General features: G+C 61.4%; 13 protein-coding genes and 2 tRNA genes. 8 read left to right on the forward strand and 7 right to left on the reverse strand.

Annotated elements, in window-relative coordinates; translation table 11 throughout:
* Window positions 1–151 precede the first annotated feature (151 nt).
* Window positions 152–433 (forward strand): hypothetical protein, encoded by a 282-nt coding sequence (locus tag FGL65_RS13845; RefSeq protein WP_147821872.1) that lies wholly within the window; start codon window positions 152–154, stop codon window positions 431–433.
* A gap of 192 nt (window positions 434–625) precedes the next feature.
* On the forward strand, window positions 626–2,614 hold the full coding sequence (locus tag FGL65_RS13850) for a methyl-accepting chemotaxis protein (protein ID WP_147821873.1): 1,989 nt from the start codon (window positions 626–628) through the stop codon (window positions 2,612–2,614).
* 87 nt (window positions 2,615–2,701) lie between these two features.
* Here the strand turns inward: FGL65_RS13850 and FGL65_RS13855 are convergent.
* Window positions 2,702–2,793, reverse strand: a tRNA-Ser gene (locus tag FGL65_RS13855).
* A gap of 175 nt (window positions 2,794–2,968) precedes the next feature.
* Here FGL65_RS13855 and FGL65_RS13860 point away from each other — a divergent pair.
* The gene (locus tag FGL65_RS13860; RefSeq protein ID WP_147821874.1) at window positions 2,969–3,403 is read left to right on the forward strand and encodes a Fur family transcriptional regulator; all 435 of its coding nucleotides are present in this window, start codon (window positions 2,969–2,971) and stop codon (window positions 3,401–3,403) included.
* Window positions 3,404–3,442: 39 nt separating this feature from the next.
* On the opposite strand, the gene FGL65_RS13865 is transcribed toward FGL65_RS13860, so the two are convergent.
* Together FGL65_RS13865 and thiM are read right to left on the reverse strand one after the other, a co-directional pair.
* A complete protein-coding gene (locus tag FGL65_RS13865; RefSeq protein ID WP_147821875.1) occupies window positions 3,443–4,438 on the reverse strand; it encodes a PilZ domain-containing protein in 996 nt (331 codons plus the stop codon).
* 148 nt (window positions 4,439–4,586) lie between these two features.
* Window positions 4,587–5,387, reverse strand: a complete 801-nt coding sequence (gene thiM, locus FGL65_RS13870; RefSeq protein WP_147821876.1) for a hydroxyethylthiazole kinase — start codon at window positions 5,385–5,387, stop codon at window positions 4,587–4,589.
* A gap of 192 nt (window positions 5,388–5,579) precedes the next feature.
* Between thiM and FGL65_RS13875 the strand changes: the two genes are divergently transcribed.
* From FGL65_RS13875 to FGL65_RS13890, 4 genes are read left to right on the forward strand one after another with little or no spacing between them, the layout of a single operon-like run.
* The gene (locus FGL65_RS13875) at window positions 5,580–6,776 is read left to right on the forward strand and encodes an ABC transporter substrate-binding protein (protein WP_222705768.1); all 1,197 of its coding nucleotides are present in this window, start codon (window positions 5,580–5,582) and stop codon (window positions 6,774–6,776) included.
* Between the two features lie 6 nt (window positions 6,777–6,782).
* Window positions 6,783–7,862 carry a FecCD family ABC transporter permease gene (locus tag FGL65_RS13880; RefSeq protein WP_147821877.1) on the forward strand — a complete coding sequence of 360 codons (1,080 nt, stop codon included), beginning with the start codon at window positions 6,783–6,785 and terminating at the stop codon, window positions 7,860–7,862.
* 1 nt (window position 7,863) lies between these two features.
* Complete coding sequence (locus FGL65_RS13885) at window positions 7,864–8,652, forward strand: ABC transporter ATP-binding protein (RefSeq protein ID WP_147821878.1); 789 nt, start codon at window positions 7,864–7,866, stop codon at window positions 8,650–8,652.
* Window positions 8,649–9,509, forward strand: coding sequence for a class I SAM-dependent methyltransferase (locus FGL65_RS13890; protein ID WP_147821879.1), 861 nt, complete (start codon window positions 8,649–8,651; stop codon window positions 9,507–9,509). The genes FGL65_RS13885 and FGL65_RS13890 overlap by 4 nt, the downstream gene beginning before the upstream one ends.
* Before the next feature lie 67 nt (window positions 9,510–9,576).
* Here FGL65_RS13890 and FGL65_RS13895 read toward each other — a convergent pair.
* Together FGL65_RS13895 and der are read right to left on the reverse strand one after the other, a co-directional pair.
* Window positions 9,577–9,667, reverse strand: a tRNA-Ser gene (locus tag FGL65_RS13895).
* An 85-nt stretch (window positions 9,668–9,752) separates the two neighbouring features.
* Window positions 9,753–11,255 carry a ribosome biogenesis GTPase Der gene (gene der / locus FGL65_RS13900; protein ID WP_147821880.1) on the reverse strand — a complete coding sequence of 501 codons (1,503 nt, stop codon included), beginning with the start codon at window positions 11,253–11,255 and terminating at the stop codon, window positions 9,753–9,755.
* 289 nt (window positions 11,256–11,544) lie between these two features.
* Here der and FGL65_RS13905 point away from each other — a divergent pair, with 289 nt between their 5' ends.
* Window positions 11,545–13,338 (forward strand): thioredoxin domain-containing protein, encoded by a 1,794-nt coding sequence (locus FGL65_RS13905; protein ID WP_147821881.1) that lies wholly within the window; start codon window positions 11,545–11,547, stop codon window positions 13,336–13,338.
* Window positions 13,339–13,572: 234 nt separating this feature from the next.
* On the opposite strand, the gene mtnA is transcribed toward FGL65_RS13905, so the two are convergent.
* Window positions 13,573–14,610, reverse strand: a complete 1,038-nt coding sequence (mtnA, locus tag FGL65_RS13910) for an S-methyl-5-thioribose-1-phosphate isomerase (protein WP_147821882.1) — start codon at window positions 14,608–14,610, stop codon at window positions 13,573–13,575.
* 267 nt (window positions 14,611–14,877) lie between these two features.
* Entirely contained in the window at window positions 14,878–16,311 is a 1,434-nt protein-coding gene (gene gatB, locus FGL65_RS13915) for an Asp-tRNA(Asn)/Glu-tRNA(Gln) amidotransferase subunit GatB (RefSeq protein WP_147821883.1), read from the reverse strand.
* Between the last annotated feature and the right edge of the window lie 9 nt (window positions 16,312–16,320).

Genomic DNA, 16,320 nt, shown 5'->3' on the forward strand with positions numbered 1-16,320 from the left:
CAGCACGTACTCCAAGCTGCGCGAGTTCGTTGATTTTTATGGAACAACGCCACAGACGCGCTTTTTTCAACGCCCTGCACTAAAGAATTTCAGGAATCCGTCGATATAACGGATAGGCGTTATTTCCGACCTGTGACCGGGAGGGTAGATTATGGACACTATCTCAGGCGGGGTCGGCGGAGCGAGCTTGGGCCAACAGATGTTTGATGCCCAGCTCGTAAGCAAGACCCTGGATTACATGAACAACAGTGGAAGCAGCCCCGCTCCGGTGGATAAGGCGTCCTTCGACGGGGCATTGGTCAGCAAAACGCTGGACTACATGAACCAGGGCGGCGGGTCCGACAAGACCGGCATGTCCCAGACCTATGACTTCGCAAAAGATGTGCTCAGTTCCCAAACAGGAATGGGCGTCATCTCCAACATGATGATCTAGCAGCGTCGGAAATAGCGCCGTTTCCGGACGTCCCCGTCCCCCTCTTCCACCGCGTTCAGGGGGGCGGGGCTGCCCTCCTCCCCACAATCCCCCTTTCCCTTCTTTTGATCCTGGCATTTATAATTGTCCCTTTCTCCCAATAGGATAACCAATATACCATCGAGGGAAACTGACAGGATCAGGAGGCGGGGTATGGGTATCCGAGGAAAGATATTGCTTCCGCTCATCGTCATGGCGGTCGTCATGGCGGTTGCGGGATATTTCGGCCTGACGCATGAATTCGAATCCCTGGAAAAGTCCTTCATCTCCCTGCTCGTCAAAGGAAAGATGAACGACACCCGGGAATCCATAGACCAGATGTCGGGCAACGCCCTGCAACAGGCCGCACTTTTCAGCCAAATGCCCGCCGTGGTCGAGGCGTTTGAAATAGCCCGCCAGGGCGACATGAACGATGAAAACGACCCCCGGGCGCAGGAAGCCAGGGAGGTTCTCCGCCAGCGGCTCGCCCCGGTGCTTGCGGGGTATCAGAAGATGACGGGTGACAAGTTCCGGCTGCACTTCCACCTGCCCTCGGCCAGGAGCCTCGCGCGCATGTGGCGCGACAAGCAGGCCAAGCGGAACAACGTGTGGGTCGACGTTTCCGACGACCTTTCGGACTTCCGGAAAACCGTGCTCGACGTCAACAGCCACAGACAGCCGGTGCAGGGCATCGAACCCGGACGCGGCGGCTTCACCATCCGGGGGCTGGCCCCGGTCACCGGACCGGACGGGACCCACCTGGGCTCGGTCGAGGTGCTCATAGACTTTTCCACCATCCTCAAGGCCATGGAGACATCGGGGGAGATAAAGGCCCTCCTGTACATGGACGCCGACCTGCTCTCCATCACCACACAGCTCCGCGATCCGGACAAGTATCCGGTCAAGGACGAAGCCTACGTGCTGGTCTACGGCCGCGAAAACGCCCAGGCCAGGGAACTGGCCACCCCGGCCCTGCTCTCCCAGGGAATGAAAGACGCCACCTTTGCCGTGGAAGGCAATCACGGGGTGGGAGCCTTCCCCATCAAGGACTACCGGGGAACCCCCATAGGCGCAATTGTCCTTTCCCAGGACATTACCGCGCAACAATCGCTCATCTCCAACGTCATGTGGCTCATTGCCCTCGGGCTCCTGGCCGTCATAGCCATCCCACTGGCCGTCATCCTCTGGGTGCTCCACAGGTCCATCCTCCAGCCCATCCAGGGCTGCTCCAGGATAGCCACCCAGATAGCGGACGGCGACCTGCAGAACATCAGCCATGAAACGCGCAGCGACGAAATGGGGCTGGTCATGCGGGCAATGGATGAAATGGCCGACCGGCTTGTCGTCGTGCTCGGCTCCCTGCAGACCATTGCAAAGGATGTGGCCGGAGGCTGCAGGCAGCTTTCCGAGGCCAGCGACGTCCTGTCCCAAAGCGCCATCGACCAGGCCACCGGCCTGGAAGAGGTGAGCTCGAGCATGGAACAGATGTCCTCCCGAATCCAGCAGACCGCCGAGATCGCCCGGCAGACTGAATCCGTGGCATCACAGGCCGCCTCGGACGCCCGGGAAGGCGGCAAGGCCGTGGAAAAGACCGTGGACGCGATGAAACGCATTGCCGAGGAAATATCCATCATCGAGGAAATCGCCCGACAGACAAACCTGCTGGCGCTCAACGCCGCCATCGAGGCGGCCCGGGCCGGCGAGGCGGGCAAGGGCTTTGCCGTGGTGGCTGCGGAGGTGCGCAAGCTTGCCGAACGCAGCGGCAAGGCCGCGGCAGGCATCAGCGAGCTCTCCTCGTCCAGCGTGGCCGTGGCCGAGGAGGCGGGAGGCCTGCTCCGGAAGATCGTGCCGGACATCCAGAAGACGGCCGAACTGATACATGAAATCTCCGAGGCCACCGGGGACCAGGACCACGGAATCCGGGAAGTGACCCACGCCGTGCAGGACACGGATGCCGCCGTGCAGCAGAACGCCTCCACGGCGGAACAGGTGGCCTCCACCGCCGGAAACCTCACGGAACGCGCCCGGCAGATGCAGGAGAACATCAGCTATTTCAGGATAGAAAAAGGCAACGGCCACAACAAGAATCGCCTGGTTATAGAGAAGGCAAAGGCCATAGAGATTCACCCCTTCAAGACGGACGTCCTGTTCAAAAAGAACTGAGTCCAACAGGACCCGCCAGCACGAAGCGCAAAAGCCCCTGACTTGCAGGGGCTTTTCAAACTGTGCTGGACAGTATCGAATGCAAAATGGCGGCGGGAGTAGGATTCGAACCCACGGACCCCGTGAAGGGTCAACGGTTTTCAAGACCGCCTCCTTAAACCGGACTCGGACATCCCGCCGCGCGGTCGAGGTGCATTATCTTGTACAGAAAGTCCCGGCTGTCAAGCACAAACCATCCCGTAACAAGAGGAAAGGATCGGGGTCGGCAATAAATGAGAATGATTTCCATTGACACTATAGACCTGCTCCCGTATTTGTTGAAATACTTGATTTAAACAAACCGGATGCAGAAATATGAAAAATCCTCAAGAAGTCTTCAACGAATATCTCGCTGAAATGAACCTCAAGGCCACGCCCCAGCGCCGCCTCATTCTGGATACGATCATCAAGCAAAAGGCCCACTTGTCTTCGGAGGAGCTCTACGCCAAGGTCAAGGCGCGCGACGCTTCCGTGGGCCAGGCGACGGTCTACCGCACCCTCAAGCTGCTGGTGGAGGCGGACCTGGTGGAGCCTCTTGATTTTGCCGACGGCGTCACCCGCTACGAAATTTCCTACGGCAAGGAGCACCACGATCACCTGATCTGCTCGGTCTGCGGCAAGAACATCGAGATTCTTGACCCGACCATCGAGAAACGGCAGGAGGAGATCGCCAAAAAGCACGGCTTCAAACTCTCCAGCCACAAGATGTACCTCTACGGTATCTGCGACGACTGCCGGAAAGGCAAGTAATCCATCCGAAACAACAAAGGCGGCTCCGGCCGCCTTTTTCTATTCGAACTTCTTGAGGAACTGATCCAGCGCCTTGATCTCGCCGGAAACGCTGCTCCAGCTGAACCGTCCGGTTCCGTCGACCATCTTTTCGCCCAGGGCCGTGAACTGAAGGCCCAGGCCGATGCAATTCCCATCCGCCCTGAAACGGCTCCGGATGGTGCCGATGACCGTGAAGTAGAAGAACTGCCTGCTTCCCGGGTCCTTGAGACTGATGCGCAGCACAAGCTGGTCGTTGACGCGCAGGGAAGGCAGGTGGCCGCGCGGATTGCGCACGAACAGGCGCAGCCCGCCCGCCGAAATGTTGCCCACCTCGAGAAAGGTCTTTCCCTCATAGCGCGCGGGATCCGGCACGCTGTACAGGTCCGGCTTCTTGGAATGAAAGAAATGCCGCTTGGCAATATCCCAGGCCTTGATGCGGATGATGTCCGGCCGGTTGACCCGCTTGCGCACATGCCTGCGCCGGATGATGAAGCGGTAGCGCATGGGCGTGAGCAGCACCATCTTCTTGAGCACCGTGCCCTTGCGTTCGAAGCTGTGGATATAGGTGACGAAGGAGTTGTACTTTTTCCCGCGCAGGGCGAACTGCTTCACAAAGCAGATGACCCGCTTGCCCCGCAGGTCCACCCTGGTGGGAGCGGCCTTGACCAACTGGAGCATGAGCTTGCCGTTCAGCACGGTTTCGATGCGCGCAAAGCAAACATTCCTGCCCACGGTCCCGTCCTCCTCCAGGATGGAAACCTCCATGACCACGCCCTTGGAAACCAGGTAATTCTCGATGATCCCCTGGCTTTTGCCCAAAAACATGCGGGTCAGGAGGCGCACCAGGAGGAACCAGAGATAGCGTCGGTAATACCACAGGGCCGCGAGGGAAACCAAGGGCACCACAAAGGCCAGGATCATGGAAAAGACCTCGATGACGTCGAGGCGTCCCGACCCGTGCGCAAAGGTCTGCTGCACGTCGCGCAGGTAGTCGAGTTGTGCGTGTGGTATCATTGCCGATAAGCCGCCCTGGTATGGGAATTATTTGCCGCCGTTTCTCCAGCCCGAAAGAATCGTGCAAGAACAATACCTTGCACTTCCCTATTCCATCTATACGCTCAGGCGGGAAAAGAAATCAAGAAAAGCCGGCCCGGGACAGGGATCAGGCCGTTACGCGCATGCGCTTTTCAATGTCGGCGGCCCCCATGGAATACAGGGCGTCATAGAGGTGCAGCTGCAGGGTGCCCGGCCCCTGGGCCCGCTCGGCGGCCATTTCCCCGGCCACCTTCATGGCCACCATGGCGTGCACGGCCGCCTCGAAGGGACAGGCGCTCACGGCCGCGAACGCCCCGCACAGGGCGCTGGCGGTGCAGCCCAGCCCGGTCACCAGCGGCATCATGGGGCTTCCGCCCGCCACGCGCACCACCTGGTCGCCGTCCGTGACCAGATCCAACTCGCCGCTGACCACCACGGCGCACTTGTGCACCCCGGCCAGCACCTTTGCGGCAATCTCCGCCTCGCTGGCTCCCATGGTGCTGTCCACGCCCTTGGCGGCCCCGGCCTCACCGGCGAGGGTCATGATCTCCGAGGCGTTGCCGCGCACGATGGCGGGCTTGTACCTGGAAAGCATGCTCACAGGTTGCTCGGTGCGCACGCGGGAAGCACCGGCTCCCACCGGGTCGAGCACCACGGGGATGCCCTTCCTGTTGGCAGCGGCCCAGGCCACGGGCATGGCCTCGAGATAGGTGCGGGCCACCGTGCCCAGGTTGATGACCAGGGCGTTGCTGATGTTCACGAGGTCCTCCACCTCTTCCACGGCATGGGTCATGATCGGCGAGGCGCCGATGGCCAGCAGGGCGTTGGCGGTGCTGTTGGTCACCACGTAGTTGGTGATGTTGGTCACGAGCGGCTTCTTCTCGCGCAGCAGGCCCAGGTCCTTGATCATGGTGCTCGGGGAAAACATGGAAACTCCTCATGGGTTGATTCTGCGTGTGAATCAGGTTTCTACCCTTTTGAACCACGATTTTCAATGAAAGAGACGACTTGTCCCGCCATTTATCCAGGTCGGTTGACACTGTATTTGCCCCGGTATATTTGTGTTATCCAATCATATTTTGTGGCACAAAAAAGAAATCTTCAGCAAAAGAGTACCACCATGCCCGCTTTCCTCAAACGGCTTTCCGGCCGCATCCTGGCATTGACGCTGTTCCTATTCCTCGCCTGCCCCGCCGCGGCGGCGGAGACCCGCACCATAACGGACATGCGCGGCAAGCAGGTGACCATACCCGCAAGCCCCGAACGCGTCGTCACCCTCGACGACGGCCTCAGCGCCGGAGTCATGACCGCCCTGGGCGTCCAGGATGCCGTCATTGCCGTGGGCTCCCACTGCCCGGTGAAAGTCTTCAAATACTCCTACCCCACCGCCGACGGAAAGGAATATTCCTACGTGGACGGCATGAACCCGGTGGGCTACCTGAATCCCCGCCTGCGCGATGTCCCCTACATGGCAACCTATGGGCAATCCACCAACTTCGAGGAACTGGCCGCCCTCCGGCCCGACCTCGTCTTCATGCGCGTGGGTTCCTGCTACTCCATGGGCGACAGCGAAATCCTCCAGCGCCAGATGAACATGATCGAGGCCATGGGCATCCCCCTCGTGGTGCTCAACGGACCGTCCACATTCTGCGATCCGACCGTGGAGCACATCAGCGAGGAAATCCGCATCGTGGGTAAGGCGTTCAACAAGGAGGAACAGGCCCGGCAGCTGGCGGCCTACCTGGAGGGGATCGTGGGCATGGTGCGCCAGCGCACCGCCGGGGTCCCCGCAGACCAAAGGCCGAGCGTGCTGCTCTTCGGGCTGAGCCCCAAGGCGCGCGGCGAGGGCGGCGCGGGCACGGCCCAGGGCCGGGACACCATCGAATCCTACTTTGTGGAGGACATCATCCAAGGCCGCAACGCCTTCGAGGGATCGGGCAGCTTCTCCATCGTCAACATCGAACAGGTCTTCGCCATGGATCCCGACGTCGTCATCCTGCCCACGGCCTGGGGATACCACCCGCCCAAGGAGCTCTACACGGCCCCTTACTACAGCAAGCTTTCCAGCCTGAGCGCAGTCAAGAACCACCGCGTGGTGGCCCTGCCCTGGACCCCGTGCAACTGCGCCAAACGGCTCGAATACCCCATCGAAATCATGATCATGGCCAAGGCGGTGCATCCTGAACTGTTCAAGGATATCTCCATCCACAAATGGGTGCTGGAATTCTACAAAAAGGTCTACGGCGTGGACCAAAAGACCGCGGAAGGCCTGCGCACCACGCAATGGCTGGACTGGACCGTGGAAGAACAATGGTAGGCCTTCATGTCTGACATGGTCGAAAACGGCATTCGCGCGACGGCCCCCGCATCCGCAGTGTGTTTCCGGGAAGGACGCAAGGCCCTCGTGCTGGGCCTGCTCCTCACCCTGCTCGCGGGCGTGGTCATGACCGCCGTGGTCATGGGCCCCTTCGGACTCACCCTGGAAAACGTGCTGGCCGTGCTGCGGGCCCACCTGCTGCCCGGCGGCGACGTGGAAGCCCTGAACAAGCTGCACAACACCGTGGTCTGGGACATCCGCCTGCCGCGGACCCTGCTCGCGGTGGGCGTGGGCGCGGCACTGGCCTCCTCGGGCGGCGTGTTCCAGGGCTGCTTCCGCAACCCCCTGGTGGAGCCATACATTCTCGGGGCATCCTCCGGAGCCGCCTTTGGCGCGACGCTGGCCATCGTCCTGCAGTCCTTCCTGCTCCCGCTCCAGGTCTCGGCCTTCCTGTTTTCGGTCCTGGCCGTGTTCGGGGCCTATGCGCTGGCCCGCGTGCGCGGGGAAACGCCCGTGGTGACCCTCATCCTGGCCGGGGTGGTCATCGGCTCCATCTTTGCCGCGTTGGTCTCCATCCTCAAGTACACGGCCGCAGACGCGGCCCTGCGCGAAATCGTGTTCTGGCTCATGGGCGGATTCTATTACGCGGTCTGGAAGGACGTGGCCCTGGTCCTGCCTCCGGTGCTCCTGCTCGCGGCCGTCCTGTGCCTGCTGGGCTGGAAGCTGAACATCGTTTCCATGGGGGACGAGGAGGCACGCACCCTCGGGGTGAATCCGGAAAAGTACAAGGCCCTGTTCATTCTCGCGGCCACGTTCATGACCGCCCTGTCCGTCTCCATCGTGGGCATCATCGCCTGGGTGGGGCTCATGATGCCCCATGCGGCCCGCATGCTGCTCGGCCCGGACCACCGCTTCATGCTGCCCGGGGCATCGATCCTGGGGGCCATGTACCTGGTGGTCTGTGACACCCTGGCGCGCACCCTGACCAACACGGAAATCCCGGTGGGCATCATCACTTCCATCCTGGGAGCGCCCTACCTGATCTATCTCTTGCGGAGCAAGGGCAAATCCGCCTTCGGAGGATGACATGCTGCAGGTAAACGATCTCAGCTTCCGGTACTCCAGGGAATCGCCGATCCTGAAAGACATCAGCTTCCATGTGGAGCGCGGCCAGATCTGCGGACTCTTCGGGCCCAACGGGTGCGGCAAAACCACGCTCTTCAAATGCTGCCTCAAGTTTCTGCGCCACAACAAGGGATCGGTGCGCATGGACGGCATGGACATCCAAAAGGCCTCCATCCGCCAGATGGCGCGCATGGTTTCCTATGTCCCCCAGGAGCACAAGCCGCCGTTCCCCTACCTGGTCAAGGACGTGGTGCTCATGGGCCGTTCGCCCCACCTTTCCTCGCTTTTCGGCGTCGCCGCCCGGCACAAGAAAAAGGTGCGCGAGGCCATGGAACTCATCGGCATCACCGAGCTGGCGGAAAAGCCCTACAGCAGGCTGAGCGGCGGCCAGCGACAGATGGTGCTCATAGCCCGGGCCGTGGCCCAGGAAACCCCGCTGCTCTTCCTGGACGAGCCCACGTCGGCCCTGGACTTCAGCAACCAGATCAAGGTCATGAACATCCTGCGCCAGATAGCGGCCCAGGGCACCACCATCGTGGCCTGCACCCACGACCCCAACCACGTGCTGTGGTTCTGCGACAGCGTGGTGGTGCTCGACAAGCAACGCTTCGTGGCTCAGGGAAAACCCCGGGAAATCATGTGCGACATGATCCTGGACGACATCTACGCGGACATGTGCCGGGTCCACCGCTGGGAATCCACCAGCATGGTGCTCCCCCGGCATGTGGGAGATACGGAGGTCAACGCATGAACAACAAGAACGCGGGAATGCCCTTCCCCCCCGAAAACATCGACTGGAGCCTGGAATGGGCCAGGACCTATGCCAAGTCTTCCATAACCGCGCGCCGTTCCAGCCGCCCCGCCTTCTGGGACAAGCGCGCCAAGCGTTTCAGCGCCATGGACAACGGCGCCGCGGGCCGGGTGGAGGCCATTCTCGAAAAGATCGGCATCGACGCCGAAACCACCATCCTGGACATAGGCTGCGGCCCGGGGAACCTGGCCATTCCCCTGGCCAAGCAGGCCAAGAGCGTCACGGCCCTGGACCCTTCCGCAGGCATGCTGGAACAGCTTCGGGAAAACGCGCACAGGCAGGGGGTGACCAACATCCGCTGCATCAACAAGGATTGGGATACGGCCCTGCAGGACGGGGATATCGCCCCCCACGACCTGCTCCTCTCCTCCTATTCCCTGCTCATGGAAGACCTCGGCGAAAGCCTGCGGACCATGCACTCGCTCGCCCGCAAGGCGGTGTGCCTGTTCTGGTTCGCGGGCAGGGAATGTTTTGGCTACGACCACTTCTGGCCCACGCTCTTCGGGGAGGAGTTCATTGCCGGCCCGGACCACACCTATCTCGTCAACCTCCTGAACTCCCTTCGGATCTATCCCGACGTCTCCATCATTCCCCAGCAGCACGTGACCCGCTACGCCGACATGGAGGACGCGGTGCAGTGTTGGACCGAGGCCCTGTACATCTCTTCCGCCGACCAGCAGCAGCTCGTCCGCGAAGCCCTGGACGAAATGCTCGGCATTCACGAGGGGAAGCCCGAATTCCGGCGAGACGTGCGCTCGGCCATGATCTGGTGGCGAAAGGATTCGCTCCCGGCCTAGCACAACGAACCTGTGAAACGGCAAAACAAAAGGGCTTGTGATCTCTCACAAGCCCTTTGTTCTCTTATGGCGGAGAAGGGGGGATTTGAACCCCCGATAGAGTTTCCCCTATACACGCTTAGCAGGCGTGCGCCTTCAGCCAGCTCGGCCACTTCTCCGCTTATGGTCCCACGCCTTTCGGCAGCAGGGAAAAAGCGTCTACCTTTATCGCCTGCACTTGTCAAGAACGCGCGGGAAAAATGACTATTTTTTCTTGGATTTCTCCAGCTCCTGACGCTTCTCCCACTGGGCCTGACGCACCTGGTGCTGCTCCTTGACGTGGGAGCGTTTCTTGGCCGTGCCCAGGTTCTTGCCCGGCCCGGCCTTGCCAATGGCGGAAATGCCCCGGCGCTTTTCCCATTCCTTCTTGTCATGGCTGGAACGGAAGACCACGTTGATGGGCGCCATCTTGATGCCGAACATCTTACGCAGCTGGTTTTCCAGGTAGCGCTCGTAAGAAGCCTTCACGAGGGTGTGGTCGCTGACGAAGAACACGAAGGTCAACACGTCCTCGTCGCCGGCCTGGGTCATGTAGAAGAACTTGGGCCTGCGGCGCTTGACCACGGGCGGCTGGTGCTTCTGGATGACCAGATGCATGGCGCGGTTCAACTCGCCGGTGCCCACGCGGGTCTTGCCCTCCTCCACGATCTGCTCGGCCAGTTCCAGGATCTTGAACACGCCCACGCCCTTGGTGGTGGAGGTCTTGATCACCGGCACGTGCGGAACGATGCGCAGCTCATGCTCGAAGCCGTTCATGACGAAATCGGTCTGGTCGCGGGGCACCAGGTCGACCTTGTTCACGGCCACGATGAACGGCACCTTTTCCTTGGCCAGAAAGTCGATGAGCCGCTTGTCCTGCCGCCCCACGCCCAGGGTGGCGTCGATGACCAGCACGGTCACCTCGGAGCGCCGGCTGTTCTTGAGCGCGCGCAGCACGCTGATGCGCTCCAGGGAATCCGTAATGTTGGCCCGCTTGCGCACCCCGGCGGTGTCCACGAAGGTGTAGCGCTTGTCCCGGATGTCCACGGTCACGTCAATGGAATCGCGGGTGGTGCCCGCCACGTCGCTGACGATCATGCGGTTGGAGCCGATAAGCTTGTTGACCATGGAGGACTTGCCCGCATTGGGGCGGCCGAGCATGGAAATCTTCAGGCCGCGCTCCACGCCGTCGTCCTCTTCCTCGGGCAGGTCGAGGTTCCTGACCATCTTGCGGACCGTGTCGCGCACCTCTTGCAGGTTGTAGCCGTGGGCTGCGGAAACGGGCATCATCTCCAGGCCGAGCTGCCAGAAGTCGGCCAGGGCCGAGTCCTCGTGTTCGGAGCCGTCCACCTTGTTCACCAGCATAAGCATGGGCTTGTCGCTCTTGCGGATGAATTCGGCGGCCTGCATGTCCAGGGGAGAAAGGCCTTCCTTGCCGTCCACCACGAAAATAAGGGCGTGCGCCTCTTCCAGGGCCTCGCGCGCCTGGTCGAAGATCTCGTCCTCGAAATCCTTGGAAAGCTCGGGGATGGCCTCGCTCTCCAGCACCATGCCGCCGGTGTCCACCAGGGAGAACTTCACGTCTCCCATGGTGCAGTCGCCGTAGATGCGATCTCGGGTCACGCCCGGCATGTCGTGCGTGATGGAACGCGACTTGCGCAGAAGCCGGTTGAAAAGGGTCGATTTGCCCACATTGGGACGGCCGATCAGGGCCACGATGGGGAGCATTGATGCCTCCGTGTATTCGGGGGGAAGCCCCCCTTCTCCCGCACTCCCATCCCCTTCTTTTCCAAAACATTTTGGGTGCGCTTTGCGCGGGGCGGAGTCCGGCGGGAATATTTGAAATTCGGTTTTCCCGTTGCCTTCAAAGGCGACGGGCAGCCGCGTCGATTAACCTATTCGTATTCGCTTGTCGAGTCCAATACATACAATATGGCAAAATGAGATAATCATGTGCTAGGGTGAAACGCGATCCGGCAAAGGCAGGAACGCCACACTCCAGCATGCGGGGGATTCCATGCAGCTTACCAATGCCCTGGCCAACGAAAAAAGCCCGTACCTGCTCCAACACGCCCACAATCCCGTGCAATGGCGTCCCTGGAGTGAACAGGCCTTCGAGCTGGCGAAACTCGAGGACAAGCCCGTGCTCGTGTCCATCGGTTATTCCACCTGCCACTGGTGCCATGTCATGGAACGCGAAAGCTTTGAGAACGAGGACATTGCGCGGCTGCTCAACGACACCTTCATCTGCATCAAGGTGGACCGCGAGGAGCGCCCGGACATCGACGCGGTCTACATGAACGTCTGCCAGCTGCTCACGGGCTCGGGCGGCTGGCCGCTCAACGTGGTGGTCACCCCGGACAGGCAGCCTTTTTTCGCCTCCACCTACATCCCGCCCGAATCCCGGTTCGGCAGGCTCGGGCTCACCGAACTGACCAACCGCGTCAGCGAGCTATGGCGCAACGAACGGAAAAACGTGCAGGAGTCGGCGGAAAGCATCACCCTGGCCCTACGCAACATGGAAACGCCCGCCGGGGACTCGGACCGGATCAACGCCCGGGAGATCACCCAACAGGCCTGCGCCTCGCTGGCCGAGGCATTCGACGACACGCACGGCGGCTTCGGCCAGGCCCCCAAGTTCCCATCCGCGCACAGCCTGCTGTTCCTGCTCGGCCATGCAAACCGCCAGGACGACCAGAACGCCGAGGACATGACCCTCCAGACCCTGCGGGCCATGCGCGCCGGGGGCATCTGGGATCACATCGGCTTCGGCTTCCACCGCTACTCGACGGACAAGCGCTGGCTCCTGCCCCACTTCGAAAAAATGCTCTACGACCAGTCGATGCTCGCCCTGGCCTACCTGGAGGCCTGGCAACAGACGAAGAGTGACGAGTTCGCGGACACGGCCCGTCGCATCCTCGGCTACGTGCTGCGCGACATGCGTGACGCGGGCGGCGCTTTCTACATGGCCGAGGACGCGGACAGCGAGGGCGAGGAAGGCCTGTTCTACACCTGGACCATGTCCGAGCTGCAGGACCACCTTTCCCCCGTGGAAACCGAGCTCTTCTGCGGCCACTACAACATCAAGCCCAAAGGCAACTTCCACGACGAGGCCACGGGCAGGCTCACGGGCCGCAACATCCCCCATGAAACGCCCGGTTCAAACGCGCCCGCAGGGCTGGCATCCATCCGCAAGAAGCTTTACACGCAGCGGGAAACACGCATCCGGCCGCACCTGGACGACAAGATCCTCACGGACATGAACGGACTCATGATCGCGGCCCTGGCGCGCGGAGGCCGGACACTCGGACACGGCGAATTCACCGACGCGGCCCTCAATGCCACGAATTTCATCCTGGAAAAGCTGCACAGGAACGGCACGCTGCGGCACGGCTACCGCCAAGGGCTGCTTCGCGCGCCCGGCATGCTGGACGACTACGCATTCCTGATCTGGGGGCTGCTGGAGCTGCATACCGCCACGGACGACACGGCGCATCTCGAAACCGCCGAAAGCATTGCCCGGACCATGCTGGAGGAATTCGAGGACAGGGAGCACGGCGGATTCTTCCTGGCTCCCGCCAGCGGCGAAACCGTGCTGGTGCGCACCAAGCCCGGCCATGACGGGGCCATCCCCTGCGGCAATTCCGTGGCCGTGCACGTCCTGGCCCGGCTGGGCCGCTTACTGGACCGGGCGGACTTTCTGCGGGCCGCGCAACGCTGCGTCGCCTGGGCCTCCAAAACCCTGGGCACGGCCCCCCACTCCCTCCTCCACATGGTCGCCGCTCTGGAGGACCTGTATCCGGACGAATAAGAATCGGGGGAAGGGAGAGGAAAACTTTTACAAAAGTTTTCCTCTCCCTTCCCCCGTACCCCCATCCCTCACCTTTCAAAACTTTTGGCGACGCTTCGCGCATATCCACCAACACCCCAAGGCGACCTAAAAATAGTGAGATACAAAAAGGCCAAACCGCAGCGCATAGAACAACACGCGAGGGTTTGGCCTTTTGCAGCAATGAAGCAGGCCCCTGTTTATCGGCAGCCGATTCTATTCGAAAAGCTTGGCGATGGATTCCTTGTACGGAGCCCGGAGCACACCCTTTTCAGTGATGATGCCCGCTATCAGCTCGTTGGGGGTCGGATCAAATGCCAGGTTGTAGACTTCCACGCCGTCCGGGGTGATCTGGTGGTCGCCCACGTGGGTCACTTCCCTGGGATCGCGGTCCTCGATGGGCACGTCGTCCCCGGTCGGGGTCTCGGGATCAATGGTGTACACCGGTGCGGCCACATAGAACGGCACGCCGAAATGCTTGGCCAGCAGGGCCACGCCATAGGTGCCGATCTTGTTCACGGCGTCGCCGTTGGCGGCGATGCGGTCCGCTCCGACAACGACCTTGTCCACCAGCCCCTTTTTCATGAGCAGCGCGCAGGCGTTGTCGCAGGCTACCTTGACCTCGATGCCGTCGCGGTGCAGCTCGTAGGCGGTCAGGCGCGCGCCCTGCAGGAACGGACGGGTCTCGTTGGCAATGACCTTGACCTTCTTGCCCTGGTCGATGGCCCCGCGGATGACGCCCAGGGCCGTGCCGTACCCGGCGGTGGCCAGGGCTCCGGCGTTGCAGTGGGTCATGATGGTGTCGCCGTCGTCCATGAGTTCGCCGCCGAACTTGCCGATGAGCTCGCACATCTCGATGTCGCCCTTATGGATCTCCCTGGCGCGCTCCAGCCACACGGAACACAGCTCGTCCAGGGACACATCACCGGCCTCCCGCCAGATGCGGCGCATCTCGCGCACGGCCCAGCGCAGGTTCACGGCCGTGGGGCGGGCGTTCTCGATCTGGTCCAGCTTTGCGTTCAGGTTGGCCTTCCAGTCGCCGTCCATGGACTGCACTTCGCGGCCCGCCAGGTAACAGCCATAGGCCGCGGTCACGCCAATGGCGGGAGCGCCGCGCACCACCATGACCACCAGCGCGTAGCAAATATCCTCGGTGGTCTTGCAGTCGAACCAATCCTCCCTGTTGGGAAGATATCTTTGGTCCAGCAGTACAAGTGCGTCCTTTTCCGGTGAGAACTGGATATGTTCGGTCATCGTAACTCCACTTTGACGGCTGTCCCTAAACGCACGATTGCGGCGTTGCATCAAAAAAGCCAACCCCTCGCGTACCCTAAAAGTACGCGTCGGACTTGACTTTTTCTTGCGCATTACACTCGCACATTTTTGAACAGCCTTGAGTTGTTAGATTATAAAACTCATTATTCCTCGCCCCCGTCACGCATCGCTGTGATCTCCAAAAAGTTTTGGAGATGGGGGTCTGGGGGAAGAACCTTTTTCAAAAGGTCCTTCCCCCAGCCTGCATTACGAAAGCTTCTTGTTGATGAGCTGGGTAACCACGCCGGGGTTGGCCTGGCCCTTGGTCTTGCGCATGACCTGGCCCATGAAGAAACTCAGGAGCTTGGTCTTGCCGCCCTTGAAGGCCTCGACCTCGTCCGGATTCTCGGCCAGCACTTCATCGACAACGGCTTCCAATGCGCCGGTGTCGGAAACCTGCACCATGCCCTTGGCCTTGACGTGCTCCTCGGGATCGTCGCCCGACTCGCACAGGTCGCGGAACACCGTGGTGCCGATCTTGTGGGAGATGGTGCCGTCGTCCACGAGCTTGACCAGCTTGGCCAGCGCCTCGGGCGACATCCTGCAGTCGCAGGCGACCGCGCCGCATTCGTTCAGGTACGGCATCAGCTCGCCGATGACCCAGTTGGCCACCTTCTTGGCTTCGCCGCCGTAGGCCTTGACCGCGGCCTCGAAATATTCGGCCACGGCCAGTTCCGAAGCGATGAGCACGGCGTCGTCCTCGGAAAGCTTGAACTCGTCCAGGAAACGCGCCTTCTTGTCGGCCGGGAGCTCGGGCAGCTCGGACCGCCACTTTTCGACCCAGGCCTCCTCCAGCACCAGCGGCACCAGGTCCGGATCCGGGAAATAGCGGTAGTCGTGCGCCTCTTCCTTGCCGCGCATGGAGGCGGTGACGTTCTTGTCCGGATTGTAGAGCCGGGTCTCCTGCACCACTTTCTCGCCGTCCTCCACAAGATCGATCTGGCGGCCCACTTCGTACTCGATGGCCCGCTGCACGTTGCGGAAGGAGTTGAGGTTCTTGAGCTCGGTGCGGGTGCCCAGTTCCTCGCTGCCCATGGGGCGGATGGAAATGTTGGCGTCGCAGCGGAAGCTGCCCTCTTCCAGGTTGCCGTCGCAGATGCCGAGATAGAGCAGGATGACGCGAAGCTCCTTGAGATAGGCCACTGCCTCGTCGGAGCTGCGCATGTCCGGCTCGGAAACGATCTCGATGAGCGGCACGCCCGTGCGGTTCAGGTCCACGAAGCTGGCGTTCTCGGCGGCGGAATGGATGTTCTTGCCCGCGTCCTCTTCCATGTGGATACGCGTCAGGCCGATGCGCTTGTGCTCGCCGTTCACGTTGATGTCCACGTGGCCGTGCTCGCAGATGGGCAGCTCGAACTGGGAGATCTGGTAGCCCTTGGGCAGGTCCGGATAGAAATAGTTCTTGCGGGCGAACACGGAGGTGCGGTTGATCTCGCAGTTGGTGGCCAGGCCCATCTTGGCGGCGTATTCGGCCACCTTGGCGTTCATGACCGGCAGCACGCCGGGCATGCCCGAGCAGACCGGGCAGACGTTCTCGTTGGGTTCGTTGCCGAACTTGGTGGAACAGTTGCAGAAAATCTTGGTTTCGGTCTTGAGCTGGGCGTGCACCTCAAGGCCAATGACGGTTTCGTACCGGGACATGGACAGGAT

The sequence above is a fragment of the Salidesulfovibrio onnuriiensis genome (genome assembly GCF_008001235.1).
GTDB lineage: Bacteria > Desulfobacterota > Desulfovibrionia > Desulfovibrionales > Desulfovibrionaceae > Pseudodesulfovibrio > Pseudodesulfovibrio onnuriiensis.